Source organism: Pseudarthrobacter sp. 05T312, assembly GCF_056396685.1.
On record NZ_JBFTLY010000003.1, the window covers coordinates 310,199 to 330,467 of the forward strand.

Below are 20,269 nucleotides of genomic sequence, written 5' to 3' on the forward strand. Positions count from 1 at the left end.
CCCATGCCCTTCAAGTACCCTTGAAAGGTGAACTTCCCTGTGATGAATGAGCTCGCTGTGTCCATGCTGGGCGGTGCGGGACCGGTCCAGCCGAAAATGGCGTCCTTCCTGCCCGATTGGCTGAACCCCCAGGTCTTCCTGGCCGATCCCGCGCTGGCCCCCTGGGTGGTCCTGCTGGTGTGCGGCATCATCTTCGCCGAGACCGGCCTGCTGGTGGGCTTCTTCCTGCCGGGCGATTCCATGCTGTTCACGGCGGGCCTGCTGGTGGCCACGGGCACCATCAAGTTCAACATCTTCGCGTTCGCCGCGTTGATCGTGGTGTCCGCGATCATTGGCAACCAGGCCGGCTACCTGATCGGATCCAAGGCCGGCCCCGCCATCTTCAACAGGCCCAACTCCAAGCTGTTCAAGCGCGAAAATGTCGAGAGCGCCCACGCATTCTTCGAAAAGCACGGCGGCAAGGCCCTGATCCTGGCCCGTTTCGTGCCCATCATCCGCACCTTCGTGCCCGTGATCGTCGGCGTGGCGCAAATGAGCAAGCGAAAGTTCTTCATTTACAACGTCATCGGCGCGGCGCTGTGGGGCGCTGGCGTCACGCTCCTCGGCTACCTGCTGGGCGATACGGTGCCGTGGGTCCGCGACAACCTTGACATTATCTTCATCGCCATCGTGCTGGTCTCGGTGATTCCCATCGGCATCGAGCTCCTCCGCGGGCTGTCCGCGCGCCGCCAGGCGGCGGCTTACGGCACCGACACCGTCGACGAGTACATCGAGGAACACGAGCCGGAAGCGGAGCAGAAGACGCCCCGCAACATCCACGGCCAGCGGCCGGAGTAGCGGCCCTCCACTTCCACCACTGCAAAAAGGTGCGCACCCGGAAGGGTGCGCACCTTTTTGCGGAACCGTCCGGCCCCAGGCTTTTAGCCGGCCGCTTCGAGTGCGGCCACAATGGACGGCAGCAGCGCCCGGAAGGCCTTGCCGCGGTGGCTGATGGCGTTCTTCTCCTCGGCGGACAGCTCGGCGCAGCTGCGGTCATGGCCCGCCGGCTGCAGGACGGGGTCGTAGCCAAAGCCGCCGGCGCCCCGCGGTTCACGGAGCAGGATGCCCTCCAGTTGTCCGTATTCCACCACCTCGCGCCCGGGGCCCTCCGTGTCCGCGGGCATGGCCAGGGCGGCGGCGCACACGAACGCGGCACCGCGGTGTTCGTCGGGAACGTCGGACAGCTGCTTCAGCAGCAGTTCGAGGTTGGCGGCGTCGTCACCGTGGCGTCCTGCCCAGCGTGCGGAGAAGATGCCGGGGGCCCCGCCCATGACGTCCACGGCCAGCCCGGAGTCGTCGGCGATGGCCACGAGTCCGGTGGCGCCGGCCACCGCGCGCGCCTTCAGCAGGGAGTTCTCGGCGAACGTCACGCCGGTCTCGACGACGTCCGGGGCACCCGCCGCGGCGGCGTCCACCACCTGGGTGTCGACGTCGAGCCCCGGTACCTGTCCGCGCAGCAGTTCACGGAGTTCGCGAAGTTTGCCTTTGTTGTGCGTTGCCAGCACCAGCCGGGGAGCCGCACCGGTCACAGGGTGTCCGCCAGGGTTTCGCGCTGGATGGCCGCCAGCTGGGCCGTGCCCAGGAGGGCCAGGTCCAGGAGCTGGTTCAGCTCGTCCCGGTCGAACGGGGCACCCTCAGCCGTTCCCTGCACTTCAACGAACTTGCCCGAGCCGGTGACCACCACGTTCATGTCGGTCTCGGCCCGGACGTCCTCCACGTAGGGCAGGTCCAGCATGGGAACGCCGTCGATGATGCCCACGGATACTGCTGCAATCGTGTCGATGAGCGGCTGGGCGTTCTTGGCGATGAGCTTGGTGTCGCGGGCGAACCGGATGGCGTCGGCAAGCGCTACGTAGGCGCCGGTGATGGCTGCAGTACGGGTGCCGCCGTCGGCCTGGAGGACGTCACAGTCCAGGACGATGGTGTTCTCGCCCAAGGCCTTGGTGTCGATGATGGAGCGCAGGGACCGCCCGATCAGGCGTGAGATCTCGTGCGTGCGGCCGCCAATCTTTCCCTTCACGGATTCCCGGTCCGAACGGGTGTTGGTGGCGCGCGGCAGCATGGCGTATTCGGCCGTGACCCAGCCGCGGCCCTCCCCCTTGAGCCAGCGCGGCACACCGGCTGTCAGCGATGCCGTGCACAGCACCCTGGTGTTGCCGAATTCGATCAGCGCCGATCCCTCAGCCTGGTTGGACCATCCGCGGGTGATGCTGATGGGCCGGAGCTGGTCGGGGGCACGGCCGTCGGCGCGCACTACGGGCACTGCTGTTGCTTCAGATGTCATGCCTTTAGCTTATCGAGTGCCCGCGCGGCAGGCAGGCGCCGCGGAACAAGGGCCTGGGATCGGGCGCCGCTAGATGGTGTAGTGGACGCCCGCCACCGCAACCGCAACATCGCCGGGAAACACCGGGCGGGCTTCGGCCATCACGGTGGTCTGTGACGTCCACACCGGGATGTGGGTCAGCAGGAGGCGCCGCGCACCGGCGGCCGCCGCCGCCTCGCCGGCACGCTTGCCCGTGAGGTGGACGTCGTTGATGCCGTCGTCGCGGCCCTCTTCGAAGGCCGCCTCGCACAGGAACAGGTCGGCGTCCTTGGCAGCTTCCTCGAGTCCGGCACAGGAATCGGTATCCCCGGAATAGGTCAGGACGCGGGACACCGGAGCGCCGTCCTTGCCGGGCTCCACCACTTCCACGCGGAGGGCGTAGGCCTCTTCGATGGGGTGGTTCACGGCGAAGGGGGTGATGGTGAACGGCCCCACGGTCACGGGTTCGCGTTCCGTCCAGTTGGTGAAGGCGAACTCTTCGTGCATGCCGGGATCCAGGGGCAGGCCGTAGGCGGTGGCCATCCGGTCTGCCGTGGCGGCGGGGCCCCAGACGGGGATCCGGCCGCGGCCCCAGCCACCGGGCTTCCAGCGGATGGCAACATGCAGCCCGCACAGGTCCATGCAGTGGTCAGGGTGGAGGTGGGTGAGGAAGATCGCGTCGATGTCCTCCAGATCGGTGTAGCGCTGGATGGCTCCCAGGGCTCCGCTGCCGAGGTCCATCACCACCTTCCAGGTCCGCTCGCCGTCGGTGGCGGTCAGGAGGTAGCACGACGCCGGGGAGCCGGGTCCGGGGAATGATCCCGTGCATCCCACGATGGTCAGCTTCACTGGGCGGACCCTCCACCGCGGCGCGCCCCGGCGAACCCGCCGCCCACGAAGTTGGAGATCCTGGGGCGGTTGCGTGCGCCCTGCGCGGCGGCGATCATCTCGGGAGTAATGCGCGCCAGGCTCCCCGTGGGGTACTGCGCGGCCACGTGGTCCACGTGCCGGACCGAGAGGACTTCCGGGCCCAGGAACCGGCGGGCGAGCGCCTCGAACTGTCCGGCGTCACCGGTGGCTACGAAGTGGTGCTCGGGCGGCGCCTCCGAGGTGCGCTGCAGGTTGTGGGTAGCAAGGGCACGGTAGACGTCCTTGGCGGTCTCCTCGGCGCTGGAGACCAGGGTGACGTCGGCGCCCATAACGTAGGAGATGACGCCCGTCAGCAGCGGGTAGTGGGTGCAGCCCAGCACCACGGTGTCCACCCCGGCGGACTTCAGCGGCGCCAGGTATTCTTCGGCAACGGCGAGCAGGGCCGGGCCGGTGGTGATGCCGGCTTCCACGTAGCTGACGAACTCCGGGCACGCCACGGACGTGATGTCCAGGTCGGGCGCTGCCGCGAAGGTGTCCTCGTAGGCGCGTGACCCGATGGTTGCGGACGTGCCGATCACGCCCACCTTTCCCGTGCGGGTGGCGGCGACGGCGCGGCGGACCGCGGGCTGGATCACCTCGATGACCGGGATGCCGTACCTGGCCGTGTACCGTTCACGGGCGTCCCGCAGGACAGCGGCCGACGCCGAGTTGCAGGCGATGGTGAGCAGCTTGACTCCCGAGTCCACGAGTTCGTCCATCACGCCCAGGGCGTTAGCGCGCACCTCGGCGATGGGCAGGGGCCCATAGGGTCCGTGGGCGGTGTCGCCCACGTAGAGGATTGATTCGTTGGGAAGCTGGTCGATGATGGAGCGGGCCACGGTGAGTCCGCCAACACCGGAGTCGAAGACACCGATGGGCCGGGCTTCCGGGGCGGCGGCCGGCACGTCGCTTGCGGCCGCGGGCTGTATTTCCGCCGACGGTTCCGCGCTCGAGGCTGTTGTCATGGTTATTCGAGGATAGGTGGTCCCGGAAGCGTCAGTCATCATCTTGTGTCCAGCGACTCGTGTCTGCTGTGTCACAGGGACGGCCTCCCCCTGGCCGCCGTGGCTCACCGGTGGGATTCCATGGACTGCAGCATGGCCTGGACCAGGGATTCCTGCAGCCAGGTGGTGAAGTTGTAGACCAGTGCCAGGTAGCTCTCCACGTCCTCGGCCTGGGACCAGTCCTGCATGCGGTGGACGTGCTCGGCGTCGGCCTCATCCCTGATGTCCAGCCGCTCCGCCAGCACGAGGCGGACGTCGTTCAACGCCATGGACCAGTGCCTTGCCCCTTCGGGCGTCAGCACGATCTCGTCTTTGTCCAGGTCCAGCGCCGCCGCGCGCAGCGCACCGATCTTTGTTTCCCGCAGTGAACGCTCGGTGAGCTGGCGGAACTCGAGGGACGCGGCGCCGTCGTCCTTCGCCACGTTCGGCAGCAGCCGCCTGACGGCGCGGTCGGTGGGCTCGGCAACGTCCATGTCCAGGCCAATGAGGGCTGCCAGCGGGTCCTGCCCGGAACGGTCCTCCGGCTGGAGCATGGAGATGACGTCATCGATGAGGCTGCGCAGCAGGTCCCGTTCGGCAGGTTCCAGGAACCCCGTGATGCCCTTGAGCCCGTATTTGAATGCCTTAGCCACGTTTCCCCTTACCCTGGCCCGGACCGCCGGACCTGCCGGACTTGCCACCGGTTCCGCCGCTGGCTTTTTCCACCGTTGCCCAAAGCCCAAACCCGTGCATGGCCACGGCGTGGCGCTCCACCTGTTCCTTGCTGCCGGAGGCAACGATGGACCGGCCCTTCTTGTGGACCTCCATCATGAGCTTGTTGGATTTGCTTTCCGAATAGCCAAAGTAGCTTTGGAAGACGTAGCTGACGTAGCTCATCAGATTGACGGGATCGTTCCAGATCACCAGGTTCCAGGGGATGTCCGGCGCGGTCAGGGAGTCGGTGGACTCTGCTGTGCCGGTCCGGATGCCCTCCTGTGTATCAGGGCCGGGCGCAACGCTTATGGTCATCTGTCCATTCTATGTGGCTGGCCACTAGAGTGATTTTTGTGAGCACCTCAGCCGGCTGGGACCATCCCCGCACGTCCTTCTATACCGACCACTACGAGCTGACCATGCTGCAGGCGTCGCTCCATTCCGGGGCGGCCCACCGCAGGTCCGTGTTCGAGGCGTTCGCGCGGCGCCTGCCAGACGGCCGGCGCTACGGCATCGTGGCCGGCACCGGACGCCTGCTTGAAGGCATCGCGAATTTCCGTTTCGGCGAGGCGGAGCTGGAGTTCCTGGAACGGACCAAGGTGGTCAACCGGGAGACCCTGGAGTACCTGGCCAACTACAGGTTTGCCGGCGACATCTGGGGCTACGCCGAGGGCGACGCGTACTTCCCCAACTCCCCCATCCTCGTGGTGGAGGCCTCGTTCGCCGAGGCCTGCATGCTGGAGACCTACCTGCTGTCAGTGCTCAATCACGACACCGCCATCGCCTCCGCCGCCTCCCGGATGGTCACCGCCGCGGGCGGCCGGCCCTGCATCGAGATGGGCTCCCGGCGCACGCATGAGGAAGCGGCCACCGCCTCAGCGCGCGCGGCGATCATTGCCGGCTTTGACAGCACCTCGAACCTGGAGGCGGGAATCCGCTACGGCGTGAAGACGGTGGGCACCGCCGCACATTCCTTCACGCTGCTGCACGATACCGAACGGGAGGCGTTCGAAGCCCAGCTGGCCTCATTGGGTGCCGGCACGTCCCTCCTGGTGGATACGTACGACGTCGAGAAGGCAGTCCGCACGGCCGTCGAGCTGGCAGGGCCCGGCCTTGGCGGCGTCCGGCTGGACTCAGGCGACCTGGTGGCCCAGGCCCAGTGGGTGCGCCGGCTCCTGGACGACCTCGGCAACGAGCACACCAAGATCGTGGTGACCTCGGACCTGGACGAATACGCCATCGCAGCCCTGCAGTCGGCTCCCGTGGACTCCTACGGCGTGGGCACCTCGTTGGTCACCGGCTCCGGCGCCCCCACCGCCAGCATGGTCTACAAGCTGGTCAGCCGCGCCGACGACGAGGGCAACTTTGTCTCCGTGGCCAAAGCGGCCAAGAACAAGGCCAGCGTGGGCGGCCGCAAATATGCCCTCCGGAAACTGGACGAACGTGGCCGTGCCACCGCCGAGGTGGTTGGCGTGGGCCACCGGCCGGAGGATGACGGCAACGACCGTCCGCTCCTGCAGCAGTTCATGAAGAACGGCGAACTGCTCCCGGGCTGGACCGGCCACGAAGGCGTCCTGCGCGCACGGCAGCGGCACGCAGACACCATGGCGGAGCTGCCCCCGGTGGTCAACCGCCTGCAGCGCGGCGAGGCCGCGATTCCCACCATTTACGAGGAGCACTGATGTCCCGCGCGCTGATCATCGTGGATGTCCAGAACGATTTCTGCGAGGGCGGCTCACTCGCCGTCCCCGGCGGTGCCGCGGTTGCCGGTGCGATCAGCGAGTACCTGGACGCCCATCACACCGAATTCGACCATGTGGTGGCCACCCAGGACTGGCACATCGATCCGGGCAGCCACTTTTCCGATACGCCCGACTACCGGGACAGCTGGCCCCGGCACTGCGTGGCAGGCACCCGCGGCGCCGACCTCCACCCGGACCTGGACACCGAATACGTGGACGCCTATTTCCGGAAAGGCCAGTTCGCCGCTGCCTACTCGGGCTTCGAGGGCCTGCTGGCTCCGGAAGACGCCGTTCCTACCGGCGAACGCCAGGCAGGCGGCCTGCCCGGCGCCGCGGCAGCGCTGGAAACTGACGACGACGCCATCGGCCTCGACGACTGGCTGCAAAGCCACGACGTGGAGGACGTCGTGGTGGTGGGCATCGCCACCGACTACTGCGTGAAGGCCACAGCGCTCGACGCCGTCCAGGCCGGTTACGGCGTCACTGTGGTGCGGTCGCTAACCGCCGGCATCGCCGAGGACCTGGAAGACGCCGTCGCAGAAATGGAACTCGGCGGGGCGGACGTCGCCTAGGCCGCTACTTGCGGCCCACGAACCAGTCCTGGAGCTTGCGCAGCCGGGACTTTAGCTGCTCCTCGTTGGCCTGGGCCACCGGAGGTCCGCCGCAGACGGTGCGGAGCTTGGTGTGCACCACCCCGTGCGGGGTCCCGGTCCTGGCAGACCAGGCGGCCACATTCTTGGCCAGTTCGTTGCGCAGGTCCATCAGCATCCGGTGGTCCGGTACTGCGGGGATTACGGTTTCCGCTGCCGCCGGCCCCTTCCGGTTCTTCCGGTTCAACTGCTCATGCTGGCGCTGGCGCAGCAGCGTCCCCACCTGCTCGGCGTCCAGGAGGCCCGGGATGCCCAGGAAGTCCAGCTCGTCGTCGGACCCCACTTCACCGCCGGTGCCGAACTCGCCGCCGTCGAACAACACGCGGTCGAAGGACGCTTGGGAGTCCAGGGCCTCGAACTTGCCCTTGGTGAGGCTGTCAGAGGCCTTTTCCTCGCGGTTGGCCTCGTCCATCATCGAGTCTTCAGGGTTGAAGAGGCCGTCGCCGTCTTCCTTCTCGGGCCGGTCCAGCGCGTGGTCCCGTTCCATCTCCATGGAGTTCGCCAGCGCCATCAGCTGCGGGACGGACGGCAGGAAGACCGATGCCGTTTCGCCCCTCTTGCGGGCACGCACGAAGCGCCCCACGGCCTGGGCGAAGAACAGCGGTGTGGATGTTGAGGTGGCATAGACGCCCACGGACAGCCGGGGCACGTCAACGCCTTCGGACACCATGCGGACCGCCACCATCCAGCGCTTGTCGCCGGCCGAGAAGTCCTCGATCTTGCTGGACGCCTTGGCGTCGTCGGACAGGATGACGGTGGGCGATTCGCCGGTGATCCTCTTCAGTTGCCCGGCGTAGGCCCGGGCGTCCTCGTGGTCCGTGGCGATGACCAGGCCACCTGCGTCCGGCACGGTACGCCGGACTTCGCTGAGCCGCTTGTCCGCACCGGCCAGGACAGCGGGAATCCACTCCCCCGCCGGGTTCAAAGCGGTCCGCCACGCGTGGCTGGTGATGTCCTTGGTCACGGCGGCCTCACCCAGGGAGGCCGCCATTTCCTCGCCGGCACTGGTGCGCCAGCGCATCTGGCCGGAGTAGGCCATGAACATCACGGGCCGCACCACGTGGTCCCGGAGGGCGTTGCCGTAGCCGTAGGTGTAGTCGGCCTTGGAGCGCCGGATGCCGTCACGGTCCTCGGCGTATTCCACGAACGGGATGGGCGAGGTGTCAGAGCGGAACGGCGTACCGGTCAGGGACAGCCGGCGCACCGCAGGGTCGAACGCCTCGCGCAGCCCATCGCCCCAGGACAGCGCCTCGCCGCCGTGGTGGATCTCATCCAGGATCACCAGGGTCCGGGCAGCCTCGGTCTTGGCGCGGTGCAGCAGGGGTTTGCTGGCCACCTGTGCATAAGTGACGGCAACGCCGATGAAGCCGCGGCCGTGCTGTCCGTCGGAATTCTTGAAGTTGGGATCGATGGCGATCCCCACCTTGGCTGCCGCATCCGCCCACTGGCGCTTCAGGTGGTCCGTGGGGGCAACGATGGTCACCCGGTTGACGGCACCGGAATCGATCAGGGTGGAGGCGATCCGCAGCGCGAATGTGGTCTTGCCTGCACCCGGGGTCGCCACGGCGAGGAAGTCTCGGGGGCTGCTCTTCAGGTAGAGGTCAAGCGCTTCCTGCTGCCAGGCACGGAGTTTCGGGGCGGTTCCCCAGGCTGCACGTTCCGGATAAGCCGGAGGCAGGGTGGGGCCGCCAAAGAGCGTCTCCGTCACTACTTGTTGTTGCCCGAGTCCCCCGGACCCTTCCCGCCGTCGTTGCCCGGCCGGAGGCCCTCATAGACTTCCTTGCACTCCGGGCAGACCGGGAACTTCTGCGGGTCCCGGCCCGGCGTCCAGACCTTCCCGCACAGGGCGATGACGGGTTCCCCGGTCATCGCGGACTCCATGATCTTTTCCTTGCGCACGTAGTGGGCAAAGCGCTCCCGGTCGCCCGGCTCCACTTCCTGGCGCAGTTCCTCGCGCTCAATGGTGGCCGTGGACGTTCCAGCCCCGGAAAGCTCGCGCATCGGGTCGTTTTCGAGAGGGTCCGTCATGCTAGTCATGCCATCCATCTTAGCCTTTCCGCCGGCCGGGCGTTCGACGGCGGCACGCCCGCGCCGGGGTCCGGAACCGGCCGTCGTCGTACTTTTTTGCAGCCTGCCGGTGTACCCCAGGCCGCGCTACAGCCCCTGCCAGGCCGGCTTGTTCTCATACGTATGGCGGTAGAAATCTGCGAGTTTCAGGGCCGAGGCGGCCGCCTCGTCCAGCAGGATGGTGGCGTGCGGGTGGAATTGCAGCACCGAGGCGGGACAGATGGCGGCCACCGGCCCCTCCACCAGATCGCGGACGGCCTGGGCCTTCTGCGCGCCCGTGGCGAGGAGGATCACGTGGCGCGCCGCCATGATGGTGCCCAGTCCCTGGGTGATGACGTGGTGCGGCACACCACCGAGGTTGTCGAAGAACCTGGCGTTGTCCCGGCGTGTCTGTTCGATCAGGCTCTTGATCCGGGTCCGTGATGCGAAGGACGAGCACGGTTCGTTGAACCCGATATGGCCGTCGGTGCCCACGCCCAGCAACTGCAGGTCAATGCCCCCGGCAGCCGCGATGGCCTCTTCGTAGGCGCTGCAGGCAGCAGGGATGTCTGCGGCAGTCCCGTCCGGCACGTGGACGTTCTCCGGGGCGATGTTCACGCGGCTGGTGAACTCCCGGCGGACCACCTCGCTGTAGGACGCCGGATGGCCGGCGGGGAGGCCGACATATTCATCCAGCGCGAACGCCGAGGCCCGGCTGAGATCCAGGCCCAGCCGGTGCCGGGCCGCCAGTTCTTCGTACACCGGCAGCGGCGAGGAACCTGTGGCCAGGCCAAGGACCGCGTCCGGCTTGCGGCGGACCAGCTGTTCAACGGCGTCGGCTGCGAGCCTTCCAAGGTGCCGGCTGCCGCCGAGGATCACGACTTCCATGCTGTTCCCTTCCTGGAACTGTCAGCGGTTTACAGTGACCTGCGCCAGGAGCTCGGGCCCGCGGGCATCGAGCCACCTGCCGCCAAGCCGGACGCCGGACAGGAAAAGGAGCAGGCCCACCACGGTTCCCACCGCCAGGTTGAGCCAGCCGAACAGGACATTGCCCGTGGCCGCCTGTGCCACCAGCAGCGCCGCCTCCGGCAGGACGAGGACCATCAGGACCAGCATCCCCACGAACTGCACGGCCAAAGTCTGCCCGACATTGCCCGGGGGCTTCTTGAAAGGGCTGTCCCCGGGCAACGGAACGGTGACCGTGTACCGGGCCGACACCACCGAGGACAGCCCCAGGCCGGTAAAGAGGATCCCCAGGCTGAACCCCAGCTGGCCGGGCAGCCCCGTCCAGTTGCGGGCAAAGGCGGCATACCCCACCGAGAACACCAGCACCACGGGCAGCGCGAAGGTCATGCACGCCAGTGCCCGGCCCAGCCGGTCCGCCACCCCCCGGACGCCGGTGGCCAGGTGCAGCGCGAAGGCGGTGTTGTCATAGGAGACATCTGCGGAGATGGACCAGGCCAGGATGAAGGCGGACACCGGGGCAAGGAACGACAGGCTGCCGTAGCTGCCGGTCTGTGCCCCCTGGAATGCCAGCACCACCGGAAGAAGTGGGATGACCACCAGCGAGCCCGAGTACCGGGGGTCCCGGAACCAGTAGGTCAGCGACCTTGCCATGACGGCGCCGGCAGGGGTGGCCGGCAGCACGCCGAACAGCCCCAGCCTGCCGCCCCGCCGCTTCCCGGCGCCGGCGTAGGGCGGGGTGACCAGTGCCCGCTCAAGCAGCAGCTTCCAGCACCAGGCCAGCGCACCGAGGACAGCCACCGCCATCACCAGCTTCACCGCGGCCTCGGCGGCCCGGCCCGACGCGATATCTCCGGCCAGCGACCATGGTGCCCCGAGCGGCGTCCAGGACAGGGCCCGGGCGAAGTCCGGCAGGAACCCGGTGGACCCGGAGATGCCGCGGCCAACCCCCGCCACGATGGGACCCAACAGGACCAGCGGCACCATGAACGCGAGCGCGCTGATGTCCTTGAAGCGCCTGGATGCGGCCAGGCTCGCTGTTGCCGTGGTGACCACCTTGGCAAGCACGACGCACGTCATGACGCCCAGGCAAGCGCCGGCGAGGGCTGCGAGCGCCGGAAGCGCGCCGCGGGACCAGGTCACCACGGTGGCCAGTGACACCAGCGTGGTGGCCAGGCCGGGGATGCCAATCAGGCCGCCGAGGGCCAGCCCGGCGAGCATCTGCTTCATGGGGATGGCAAAGGTCGTGAAGCGGGCCGGATCGAGGGTCATGTCCGTGGCCGATGCCACCACCGGGACTACTGCCCAGCCCAGGACTGCCGCGGAGCCGCCCAGGACCACCGCGGTGTGTGCGGTCACCGGCCCCGCGGTGCGCAGCAAGACCAGGGCCATGACCAGCGTCGCCACCACCCCCAGTGCATAGAGCCCGGCAATGGCCATGCCCACCAGCTGCCAGGGGCTGCGGCGCAGTCCGTTCCGGAGCAGCGTGAGCTTAAGCCTTAGAAGGTGCGCAACCATTCCAGCCCTTCCGTGTGGCTGTGGCCGCCGACCAGCTGTACGAAGCGGTCCTCAAGCGAGGCGCCGGCACGCACCTCATCCACGGTGCCCGCTGCCAGCAGCCGGCCTTTGGCCACCACCGCGACGTGGTCGCACATCCGCTGGACCAGGTCCATCACGTGGCTGGACACGATGACCGTCCCGCCGGAGTCCACGTACCGGTCCAGGATGGAACGGATGTTCGCCGCAGACACGGGGTCGACCGCTTCGAAGGGCTCGTCCAGGACCAGCAGCCGCGGGGCGTGGATCAGTGCGGAGGCCAGGGCAATTTTCTTGGTCATACCGGCCGAGTAGTCCACCACCAGCGTGCCCGCGTCCTGGCTGAGGTCCATGGCGGCCAGCAGCTCCCCCACCCGCGCTGCCACCACAGCCTTGTCCATGCCGCGCAGCAGGCCGGCATACGTAATCAGCTGCTCGCCGGTAAGCCGGTCGAAGAGCCGGACGCCGTCGGGCAGGATTCCCATGAGCCGCTTCGCTTCGAGGGGGTGCTGCCAGACGTCGACGCCGTGTACCACTGCAGTGCCGAAGTCCGGCCGCAGCAGGCCGGTGGCCATGGACAGCGTGGTCGTCTTGCCAGCACCGTTGGGGCCTACGATGCCGAAGAACGAACCGGCCGGGACGTCCAGGCTGATCCCGTCCACCGCGATCTTCCCGCCAAACCGCTTGGCCAGCCCGCGGATGGAAAGGGCCGGTACGGGGCCGGAAGCCGGCGGCTGTTCAGGGATCGGAGCAGTCATGGTGCCAGCCTAGTCCGCGGACCGACACTGCGGGGGTGGGAGACTAGCGTCATGGACATCGCGTTGGGCCTGCTGGTGATCGTTGCGGTGGTGTGTGCCGGGAGCGCGGTGGGACGGAAGCTCAATCTCCCCGTTCCCCTGCTTTTGGTCCTGGCCGGAGTGGCAGGTTCGTTCCTGCCGTTCATTCCGCCGGTTGAGCTCAACCCCGAACTGGTGCTGGTGGGCCTGCTCCCCCCGCTGCTCTATGCCGCCGCGTTCCGGACATCGCTCTTTGACTTCACGTCGAACCGGCGCTCCATCGGGCTCCTGTCCGTGGGCTACGTCATCTTCGGCACCCTGGGGGTCGGGGCGGTGGTGTGGTGGCTGTTCCCGGAAATCCCGCTGCCCGCCGCCATCGCGCTGGGTGCGGTGGTGGCTCCCCCGGACGCCGTGGCAGCCACCGCGATCGCGCGGCGGGTCGGCATGCCCCGCAGGATCGTCAACATCCTCGAGGGCGAATCGCTGGTCAACGACGCAACGGCGCTGGTGTGCCTGCGGGCTGCCGTGGCGGCCATCGCAGGTTCCGTGTCCGCGCTGGACGTGGCCGGCGGCTTCGTGCTGGCGGCCGGCGGCGGGCTGGTGGTGGGCCTTGCTGCCGCCTACATCCTGACCGAAATCCGGAAACGGATCAGCAACGTGGCCATCAACACCTCAACATCGCTGATGGCCCCCTTCGTTGCCTTCCTCCCCGCCGAGGCCATCCACGCATCGGGCGTGCTCGCCGTCGTCGTCACCGGCCTGGTGATGGGCACCAAGGCGCCGTCCATGCCCAACGGCGCGGCGCGGCAAAGCGCCCGCAGCAACTGGGACACCGTCCAGTTCCTGCTCGAGAACGCCGTATTCCTGTTGATCGGGCTGCAGGTGCGGACCATCATCGAGAGCGTCCAGGACGACTCGCTGGGGGCGGGCCGGGTGTGGCTTGGCTGCGCGGTGATCCTGCTGGCCGTGCTGGTGCTGCGCCCGCTCTGGGTCTTTCCCTCGACGTACCTCCCGCGCCTGATTCCGTCGGTGCAGCGCAAGGACCCCGCGCCGCCCTGGCAGTTTCCGGCCATCGTGTCCTGGGCCGGCATGCGCGGGGTGGTTACCCTTGCCGCCGTCCTGACGCTGCCCGGTGACCTGGAGCACCGGAATGTGCTGGTGCTGGCCGCCATGGTGGTCGTCGGCGGCACCCTGGTGCTCCAGGGCTTTACGCTGCCGCCCCTGGTGCGGGCCCTGGGCGTGCCGGGGCCGGACAGGCGCGAGGATGCGCTTAACCAGGCGTCCCTCATGCAGCTGGCCACCGCTGCGGGAATGGAGCGGCTGGAGCAGCTCCGGCGCGACACCGATCCGCCCGAAGTGATGGACATGCTGCGGCGGCGGACCCAGGAGCGGGGACTGGCCGCCTGGGAGCGCCTGGGCCGGCCGGCGGCAGAGGCGGCGACCCCCAGCCAGCGCTACGCCCAGCTGCGGATGGCCATGCTGGAAGCGGAACGGGACAAGGTCCTGGAACTCCGGCGCGGCGGGGACTTTGCCCACGAAGTCCTCAGCGAAGTCCTGGAACGGCTGGACGTTGAGGAGTCCATGCTCGATGCTTCCCTCAATGAACTGGACTCAGCCGCCGCCGGCGGGGGCGGCGAGGGGCTGTCCCAGCCGGGCGGCGTCTGCGACCACCTGACGGCGGCCATGCCCGCACCGCTGCCCGACAACCCGGCCTGTGCAGGCTGCGAACGGGAGCGCACCACACCGGTGCACCTGCGGATGTGCCTTGCCTGCGGCCACGTCGGCTGCTGCGATTCCTCCGCGGGCCGGCACGCCAGCCGCCACTTCAAGGAAACCGGCCACCCCGTCATGCGCAGCATCGAACCCGGGGAAGAATGGCGCTGGTGCTACGTCGATGACCTGCTGGGCTGACAGCCCGGCTTCACGGCGCCTTGCGGATCCGGATCGGCCCCTTCGCGGTGGCAGGATCCACCACGGACCCGCCCTGGGTGATGTGGACCTGGCCGGCGTCGACCAGGCGCCGCGCAGCGTCCCTGGCCGGTTCCATGAGCTGCCGCCAGTCCTCGCCGCCCACGGCCCTGGCAGCATCGGACGGGCAGATGGTGGACGTGGCCGCCCGGGCGGCCAGCAGTTCCAGGATCTTCGCTTCCAACTGCCGGTCAACCGGTTTGTGCGGGTCGTTCCCGCCGGCGTGCGCCATGCATGGGCTCCGTTATCAGAAGATGCGGCTCAGAAGGTGCGCCGCGGGATGGCACGCTCGTACTGGGGCGGCCAGGCCAAGTCGTGCCCCAGTTCGAACGCGGCCCGGAGCCACCAGTGGGGGTCGCGCAGCGCGGCCCGGGCAATGAAGACGCCATCGGCCTGCCCGGTGGCAACGGCATGCTCCGCCTGTCCGGGAGTGGTCACCAGGCCAACGGTGCCGGTGGCGATTCCTGCCTCCCCGCGGATGGCGGCGGAGAATCCGGTCTGGTAGCCCAGGCCCGGCTTGATCTGTTGGTGGGCAACCGCCCCGCCGCTGGAAACATCCACCAGGTCCACCCCGTGCGAGGCCGCCTCGCGGGCCAGCCTGACGGAGGCTTCCTGGTCCACCCCGCCCGGCGCCCAGTCGGTGGCCGAGATCCGGAGCAGCAGCGGCATGGAATCGGGAATCGCGGCGCGGACAGCGTCAACAACGGCCAGCATCAAACGGTTGCGGCCGGCCTCGTCCCCGCCCCATTCATCGTCGCGCTGGTTGATCAGGGGGCTCTGGAACTGGTGCAGGAGGTACCCGTGCGCCCCGTGGATCTCCATGGTGTCAAAGCCGGCGGCCACGGCCCGTTCCGCGGCGGCGGCAAAATCGGCGATGACGCCGTGGATCTGCTCCACGGTCATGGCGGCGGGAGCAGCGTACCCCTCGAAGGATGTGGTGGACGGGCCTACCGTGTCCCACCCGCCATCGGAGGCCGGGACGCTGCCGTGTTTGCCGGAAAACGGCCAGTACGTGGACGCCTTCCGGCCGGCGTGCGCCAACTGGACACCGATCTTGGTACCGGCGGTACCGTTCCGGTGGACGAAGGAGATGATCCGCTGCCAGGCAGCCGCCTGCTCATCGTTGTACAGGCCCGCGTCCCGGGGGCTGATCCGGCCCTCGGCGTTCACCGCCGCGGCCTCCGTGAGGATCATCGCGGCGCCGCCCACGGCGAAGCCGCCCAGGTGCACCAGGTGCCAGTCGTTGGGGACCCCCGGGGCGTCGTCGGGATCGCAGCTGTATTGGCACATGGGCGACACCCAGCCCCGGTGCTGCAGCTCCAGGGACCTCAGCGCCAGTGGCTGGAACAGGGCCGGCACTAGAACAGTACCCGGGCCAGCGCCTGGCGTGCCTTGGCGACGCGTCCGTCGCCGGCGCCCACCACCTCGAACAGTTCCAGCAGCCGGACGCGTGCAGTTTCACGCTCCGGGCCAAAGTTCCGGCCGATGAAGGCCACCAGCCGGTTCAGCGCGTCCTCCACATGGCCGCCGGCCACGTCCAGGTCTGCCACGCCAAGCTGGGCTTCCAGATTGTCCGGCTCGTCCGCAGCCAGCGTACGCAGCGCTTCACTGTCCTGGGCCGACACGGACTGCAGCCGGTCCATCAGCTCCACCTGGGCCAGGCCGGCCTTGGCTTCGTGGTCGGAGGGCATTTCCTTGAGCGCCTGGCGGTAGGCTTCGGCGGCGGCGGCATAGTTGCCGGCCTCGATGGCGTCGTAGGCGGCCTGGTGCAGCGGCGGCAGGGGTGCAGGTTCCTGTTCGCCGGGTCCGCCGGCGTCGAGGCTGCCGGTGACCCCGTTGGCGGCAGCCACCTTGAGGAGTTCGTCAAAGAGGCTGCGCACCTGCTGCTCCTCCGCTGCGCCCTGGAAAAGCGGCACGGGCTGCCCTTTGAGGACGGCGACGGCGGTGGGGACGGCCTGCACCTGGAAGGCCTGGGCAAGCTGCGGGAAGGCTTCGATATCGGCCGCACCCAGGACCAGGCTGCCGCCGTAGCTGGCCACGACGCGGTCGAGGGTGTCCACCATCCTGCTGGACTCCGGCGAGTAGGGAGCCCACAGGGCGAAGACCACCGGAACCTGCGCGGAAAGTTCCACCAGCTGCTGGAAATTGGCTTCAGTGACGTCGACCTTGAGGTCGGGTCCGCCTGCCGGTTCGCCCGGCTGGCCGCCTTGGGCCGGGGCGGCAGGCACTGACGGGGCGTTTCCCTGGGCAGGAGGGCCGGCAGGGGCAGCGGGGCGCTTCAGCGCGGAAAGGTCGACGGCGCCGCGCAGGTTAAGCAGGTTGGCAGCGGCAGGAGGGACTGGGCGGGAAGCTGGCGAACTCATGTTTCCCACTCTAGCCACTCCGGCCGCTGCCGGGGGTACTGCAGCCGGGCGCTACTTGAAGCTGGCGCCGACCAGGCCGCGGGTGGCGGCAACGAGCTTCATCGGGTCGGTCGATCCCGCCGGGGGAACGTACACGGCCATCGATTCGGCAAAGTTCAACACCATGCCGGTAGTGGTTTCCTTGCCGCCGGCCAGGGCTGCGGCGTCGTCACCGATGCTGAGTTTGTCGCCGGCAGCCTTCGGGGTGCCTTCGAAGCCGAAGTTGATCCGGCCCAGGACCAGGGCCCCGCCGTCGGACGTCCGGAAGACCACGGTGCTCTCGGGGACCACCTTGTGGGTGAAGGAGAAGTTGCCGTTCTCGCCGGCCTTGACCACCTCCGCCTGGTAGGACAGCGTGTCAGCGATGTACGGGGAGGATTCGCCCTCGGTGAGCTTGTCCTTGAACGGCGAGTCCGCCGACGTGAGCCTGTCGGCGAGGCCCGACATGGCTTCCTCGCCGCTGTAAAGCAGTCCGGACTTGTCCGAGGCGGCCAGGGTTTCGGTGCCCCCGCGGCTGATGCTGGGGAACGTGGTGCCCGGCTGAAGGGGCGTGGTTTCCATGAGCTTGTAGTTCTCGCGCGGAGACTGCTGGACCAGCGTCAGGATCTGCGGCACAACATTGCCGTCGCCCTGGGTCACTGCCAACACCGAACGCGGCCAGTCACGGCCGCTGGTGACCACCGTGGTCAGAAGCTTGGTGGACCGGACGGGCATGCGGGGCTCATAGGAACCCACCTGGGAGCGGATCTTGTAGTTCTGGGTGCGGATTTCCAGTTCGGGGCCGGCAACCCGGTCCGTGAGCTTGGCGGCGTCCTTGGCGGCGTCACCGGCGTCGGTGGCGCTGGAGACCTGCTCCAGGATCCGGCGGAACTGGGCGTCCAGCAGGACCGGCGAGCCGGCTGCCTCCTTGGCCGGCGATGAGGCACTGCCCGAAGGCTGCGGGCTGGGGCTGGCCGCCTGGGCGGCGGTGCCGGATCCTGCCAGCACGGCTGCCGCCACACCGGCGGCCACCATGGTGACCTTGGAGGAAGAGGACGACGACGGGGCCTGGCCCTGCGCCTTCCGGGCCCGGGCACGGCGGGCGAAAGCGGAGTCGCCGCCGCCTTCGCCATCCTTCCGGCGGGCAGACAGGAGCGCCAGGACGATTCCGCCCAGGATCAGGATGCTGCCGATGACCATCAGCGGAACAGCCCACGGGGTGGAGGTGTCATTGGGGAAGGTCATGGAGATGTTGGCCGGCGCGGGTTTGGTGCCGTCGGCGGCCAGGAGGAGGCTCCAGTCGCCGTCCGCGGGCGGTGTCCAGGTGTACTCAAGCTCGCCGCTGGCGTTCTCGCTCGATACCCAAAGGTCCGAGCCCGCGGGGTTGGGGGCAGTGCCCTCGCCGTCGGCGTGCTCAACCGAGAGGGACTTCTCGTCCTCGGATACCCCGTTAATGGTGTTGTGGGCTGTCTTGCCCACCCAGGCGTTGACGTCGTCCGGCCGGCCGGAGGCCAGCAGGAAGTTTCCATCGCCCTGGATGTTGATCTTGACCGTGCCGCCGTGCAGGGTGCGCAGCTTCTGGTCGATCACTGTCAGCGGCGCCGCGGTGGCGCCGGCCGGCGCGGAAGCCGTAAACGTCTCGGAGGGAGCCCAGATGGTTCTCTGGCCGATACCGGCCAAAAGTGTCAGGAGGCCGAGCAGCACAAGTGCGGCTGCAGTCTTTAAACGCAAGGGAAACACCTATCATCAGCGGGGGTTTACCTTCAATAGTAACCTTTTTGTTACCAGGGAGCCCTTTTAAGCGTTCGTCCGCCCGGCACCGCCGGCGCCCGGGAGGCGCCTTCGGCTCGCGGTGGCAAGCCTGCTGATAGTGTTTGCGATGATCATCACACCGGCCCGCGCAGGCGGTGCCACGCACGGAACAGGCCCCCAAAACCATTGACTGACAAGACGGACCCGTCCTCGGCTGCAGCCGGAAATCCAGGGGATCCCAGGGGCCCTGTCCCTGCCGCCGTTCCTCCGCTGGGCATGGCCGCACGCCGTGGGGGCTCAGCCGCTGCAGCCCTTGGCCAAGTGGTCCGCCGGCTCCGGCAGCCGCTGCCCGGCGCCCAGCCCCGGCTCCGCTTCGAAATGCCGCCGGAATATACCGGACAGGTTCCGGAGGCGGACCACGACGGCGAGGACGAGCCGCAGTTCGGCCATCCCGGACCCCGGATGTCACCGCAGCACCCGCTGTACATGGGGTTCATGGGCACCGTGGGCGTGGGGCTGGCGCTGTTGGTTTACTGGATCGGTTCCCACACGACGCAGTTGCTGCTGTGGATCGTGGCTGCGCTGTTCATAGCACTGGGACTGGAGCCGGTGGTGGGCTGGCTCGAAGGCCGGAAAATCCCCCGGCCTGCCGGAATCCTGGTCTCCGTGGCGGTCCTGATGGGCGCCGTCGTCGGTTTCTTCGCCACCCTCATCCCCACCATCGTGGAACAGGTCTCCGAGATTGTGCGGCAGGCGCCGGACTGGGTGCGCAACTTCATGGATTCCGACCTCTTCCGCAGCCTTGATGACCAGTTCGGCGTGCGCGACCGCATCACCGAGGAACTGAACAAGTTCGTCAACGACCCCGCAGCGATGGGTGGCATTTTCGGCGGGGTGCTGGGCTTTGGATCCACCGTCGCCAACAGCCTCTTCGGCGCCCTGATCGTCCTGGTACTGAGCCTTTACTTCCTGGCAGCGCTGCCGGCCATGAAGAAGTGGGGCTACCGCCTGGCCCCGCGCTCCCGGCGGAAGCGGGTGGCCGCCCTGTCCGAGGAGATCACCCGGTCGGTGGGAAACTACGTGATCGGCCAGGCCTGCGTTGCCCTGCTCAATGCCACCTTCGCCTTCGTGGTGATGTCCATCGTGGGCATTCCGTTCGCCCTGCTCCTGGCTTTCGTGGTGGTCCTGCTGGCTTTCATCCCCCTGGTGGGCGGGATGATCGCGGGCATCGTGGTGACCCTCGTGTCCCTCACCGAGGGCTGGCAGGTGGCGGCCATTTACGCTGTCTGCTACTTCGCCTACCTGCAGTTCGAGGCGTACTTCATCTCACCGCGCATCATGCAGAAGGCTGTGGCGGTCCCCGGTGCCGTGGCGGTCATTTCCGTGATTGCCGGCGGCAGCCTGCTGGGCGTGCTCGGCGCCCTGATCGCCATCCCCACCGCGGCCGCCGTGCTGCTGCTGGTCCGCGAGATCTACATCGTCCGGCAGGACCAGCACTAGGCCCGCGG

The 20,269-nt window shown here is 68.3% G+C and carries 20 protein-coding genes; 5 read left to right on the forward strand and 15 right to left on the reverse strand.

Annotated features, from left to right (window positions below; genetic code table 11):
• Positions 1 to 42: 42 nt before the first annotated feature.
• A complete protein-coding gene (locus AC1DIP_RS07420; RefSeq protein WP_477733358.1) occupies positions 43 to 837 on the forward strand; it encodes a VTT domain-containing protein in 795 nt (264 codons plus the stop codon).
• 83 nt (positions 838 to 920) lie between these two features.
• Here AC1DIP_RS07420 and rdgB read toward each other — a convergent pair whose 3' ends face one another.
• From rdgB to clpS, 6 genes are all read right to left on the reverse strand, one after another.
• A complete protein-coding gene (rdgB, locus tag AC1DIP_RS07425; protein WP_476211629.1) occupies positions 921 to 1,568 on the reverse strand; it encodes an RdgB/HAM1 family non-canonical purine NTP pyrophosphatase in 648 nt (215 codons plus the stop codon).
• A complete protein-coding gene (gene rph, locus AC1DIP_RS07430; RefSeq protein ID WP_141181812.1) occupies positions 1,565 to 2,323 on the reverse strand; it encodes a ribonuclease PH in 759 nt (252 codons plus the stop codon). Before rph ends, rdgB begins: the two co-directional genes overlap by 4 nt.
• A 69-nt stretch (positions 2,324 to 2,392) precedes the next feature.
• Entirely contained in the window at positions 2,393 to 3,190 is a 798-nt protein-coding gene (locus tag AC1DIP_RS07435; RefSeq protein ID WP_477733359.1) for an MBL fold metallo-hydrolase, read from the reverse strand.
• Positions 3,187 to 4,215: a glutamate racemase gene (gene murI, locus AC1DIP_RS07440; RefSeq protein ID WP_477733360.1), complete on the reverse strand. Its 1,029-nt coding sequence runs from the start codon at positions 4,213 to 4,215 to the stop codon at positions 3,187 to 3,189. Before murI ends, AC1DIP_RS07435 begins: the two co-directional genes overlap by 4 nt.
• Positions 4,216 to 4,319: 104 nt before the next feature.
• Positions 4,320 to 4,886 carry a DUF2017 family protein gene (locus tag AC1DIP_RS07445; RefSeq protein WP_476211632.1) on the reverse strand — a complete coding sequence of 189 codons (567 nt, stop codon included), beginning with the start codon at positions 4,884 to 4,886 and terminating at the stop codon, positions 4,320 to 4,322.
• A complete protein-coding gene (clpS, locus tag AC1DIP_RS07450) occupies positions 4,879 to 5,262 on the reverse strand; it encodes an ATP-dependent Clp protease adapter ClpS (RefSeq protein ID WP_476211633.1) in 384 nt (127 codons plus the stop codon). The genes AC1DIP_RS07445 and clpS overlap by 8 nt, the downstream gene beginning before the upstream one ends.
• Before the next feature lie 38 nt (positions 5,263 to 5,300).
• On the opposite strand from clpS, the gene AC1DIP_RS07455 reads away from it, so the two are divergent.
• Both AC1DIP_RS07455 and AC1DIP_RS07460 read left to right on the forward strand, forming a co-directional pair.
• Positions 5,301 to 6,629, forward strand: coding sequence for a nicotinate phosphoribosyltransferase (locus tag AC1DIP_RS07455; protein ID WP_477733361.1), 1,329 nt, complete (start codon positions 5,301 to 5,303; stop codon positions 6,627 to 6,629).
• The gene (locus AC1DIP_RS07460) at positions 6,629 to 7,261 is read left to right on the forward strand and encodes an isochorismatase family protein (RefSeq protein ID WP_477733362.1); all 633 of its coding nucleotides are present in this window, start codon (positions 6,629 to 6,631) and stop codon (positions 7,259 to 7,261) included. Before AC1DIP_RS07455 ends, AC1DIP_RS07460 begins: the two co-directional genes overlap by 1 nt.
• 4 nt (positions 7,262 to 7,265) lie before the next feature.
• Here the strand turns inward: AC1DIP_RS07460 and AC1DIP_RS07465 are convergent, their stop codons facing one another.
• From AC1DIP_RS07465 to AC1DIP_RS07485, 5 genes are all read right to left on the reverse strand, one after another.
• Positions 7,266 to 9,047, reverse strand: coding sequence for a DEAD/DEAH box helicase (locus AC1DIP_RS07465; RefSeq protein WP_477733363.1), 1,782 nt, complete (start codon positions 9,045 to 9,047; stop codon positions 7,266 to 7,268).
• On the reverse strand, positions 9,047 to 9,385 hold the full coding sequence (locus AC1DIP_RS07470; RefSeq protein WP_477733364.1) for a DUF3039 domain-containing protein: 339 nt from the start codon (positions 9,383 to 9,385) through the stop codon (positions 9,047 to 9,049). Before AC1DIP_RS07470 ends, AC1DIP_RS07465 begins: the two co-directional genes overlap by 1 nt.
• 108 nt (positions 9,386 to 9,493) lie before the next feature.
• On the reverse strand, positions 9,494 to 10,273 hold the full coding sequence (gene nagB / locus AC1DIP_RS07475; protein WP_477733365.1) for a glucosamine-6-phosphate deaminase: 780 nt from the start codon (positions 10,271 to 10,273) through the stop codon (positions 9,494 to 9,496).
• A gap of 21 nt (positions 10,274 to 10,294) precedes the next feature.
• On the reverse strand, positions 10,295 to 11,866 hold the full coding sequence (locus AC1DIP_RS07480) for a transporter (protein ID WP_477733366.1): 1,572 nt from the start codon (positions 11,864 to 11,866) through the stop codon (positions 10,295 to 10,297).
• Entirely contained in the window at positions 11,848 to 12,642 is a 795-nt protein-coding gene (locus tag AC1DIP_RS07485; protein WP_477733367.1) for an ABC transporter ATP-binding protein, read from the reverse strand. The genes AC1DIP_RS07480 and AC1DIP_RS07485 overlap by 19 nt, the downstream gene beginning before the upstream one ends.
• 51 nt (positions 12,643 to 12,693) lie before the next feature.
• On the opposite strand from AC1DIP_RS07485, the gene AC1DIP_RS07490 reads away from it, so the two are divergent.
• Positions 12,694 to 14,571 carry a Na+/H+ antiporter gene (locus tag AC1DIP_RS07490; RefSeq protein ID WP_477733368.1) on the forward strand — a complete coding sequence of 626 codons (1,878 nt, stop codon included), beginning with the start codon at positions 12,694 to 12,696 and terminating at the stop codon, positions 14,569 to 14,571.
• A gap of 10 nt (positions 14,572 to 14,581) precedes the next feature.
• On the opposite strand, the gene AC1DIP_RS07495 is transcribed toward AC1DIP_RS07490, so the two are convergent.
• From AC1DIP_RS07495 to AC1DIP_RS07510, 4 genes are read right to left on the reverse strand one after another with little or no spacing between them, the layout of a single operon-like run.
• Entirely contained in the window at positions 14,582 to 14,860 is a 279-nt protein-coding gene (locus AC1DIP_RS07495) for a DUF3253 domain-containing protein (protein ID WP_477733369.1), read from the reverse strand.
• Between the two features lie 29 nt (positions 14,861 to 14,889).
• On the reverse strand, positions 14,890 to 15,987 hold the full coding sequence (locus AC1DIP_RS07500) for an NADH:flavin oxidoreductase/NADH oxidase (protein WP_477733370.1): 1,098 nt from the start codon (positions 15,985 to 15,987) through the stop codon (positions 14,890 to 14,892).
• Positions 15,987 to 16,991, reverse strand: coding sequence for a co-chaperone YbbN (locus AC1DIP_RS07505; protein ID WP_477733371.1), 1,005 nt, complete (start codon positions 16,989 to 16,991; stop codon positions 15,987 to 15,989). The genes AC1DIP_RS07500 and AC1DIP_RS07505 overlap by 1 nt, the downstream gene beginning before the upstream one ends.
• A gap of 51 nt (positions 16,992 to 17,042) precedes the next feature.
• A complete protein-coding gene (locus AC1DIP_RS07510) occupies positions 17,043 to 18,713 on the reverse strand; it encodes a DUF8094 domain-containing protein (RefSeq protein WP_476211905.1) in 1,671 nt (556 codons plus the stop codon).
• A 234-nt stretch (positions 18,714 to 18,947) separates the two neighbouring features.
• Between AC1DIP_RS07510 and AC1DIP_RS07515 the strand changes: the two genes are divergently transcribed.
• Complete coding sequence (locus tag AC1DIP_RS07515) at positions 18,948 to 20,261, forward strand: AI-2E family transporter (RefSeq protein WP_476211645.1); 1,314 nt, start codon at positions 18,948 to 18,950, stop codon at positions 20,259 to 20,261.
• Positions 20,262 to 20,269 lie beyond the last annotated feature (8 nt).

Excerpts from the sequence above, each read along its gene's own strand:
- AC1DIP_RS07420 (WP_477733358.1), top strand. The coding sequence starts at position 43 with ATGAATGAGCTCGCTGTGTCCATGCTGGGCGGTGCGGGACCGGTCCAG.
- rph (WP_141181812.1), bottom strand. The coding sequence starts at position 2,323 with ATGACATCTGAAGCAACAGCAGTGCCCGTAGTGCGCGCCGACGGCCGT.
- murI (WP_477733360.1), bottom strand. The coding sequence starts at position 4,215 with ATGACAACAGCCTCGAGCGCGGAACCGTCGGCGGAAATACAGCCCGCG.
- clpS (WP_476211633.1), bottom strand. The coding sequence starts at position 5,262 with ATGACCATAAGCGTTGCGCCCGGCCCTGATACACAGGAGGGCATCCGG.
- AC1DIP_RS07460 (WP_477733362.1), top strand. The coding sequence starts at position 6,629 with ATGTCCCGCGCGCTGATCATCGTGGATGTCCAGAACGATTTCTGCGAG.
- AC1DIP_RS07470 (WP_477733364.1), bottom strand. The coding sequence starts at position 9,385 with ATGGATGGCATGACTAGCATGACGGACCCTCTCGAAAACGACCCGATG.
- nagB (WP_477733365.1), bottom strand. The coding sequence starts at position 10,273 with ATGGAAGTCGTGATCCTCGGCGGCAGCCGGCACCTTGGAAGGCTCGCA.
- AC1DIP_RS07480 (WP_477733366.1), bottom strand. The coding sequence starts at position 11,866 with ATGGTTGCGCACCTTCTAAGGCTTAAGCTCACGCTGCTCCGGAACGGA.
- AC1DIP_RS07485 (WP_477733367.1), bottom strand. The coding sequence starts at position 12,642 with ATGACTGCTCCGATCCCTGAACAGCCGCCGGCTTCCGGCCCCGTACCG.
- AC1DIP_RS07490 (WP_477733368.1), top strand. The coding sequence starts at position 12,694 with ATGGACATCGCGTTGGGCCTGCTGGTGATCGTTGCGGTGGTGTGTGCC.
- AC1DIP_RS07495 (WP_477733369.1), bottom strand. The coding sequence starts at position 14,860 with ATGGCGCACGCCGGCGGGAACGACCCGCACAAACCGGTTGACCGGCAG.
- AC1DIP_RS07505 (WP_477733371.1), bottom strand. The coding sequence starts at position 16,991 with ATGAGTTCGCCAGCTTCCCGCCCAGTCCCTCCTGCCGCTGCCAACCTG.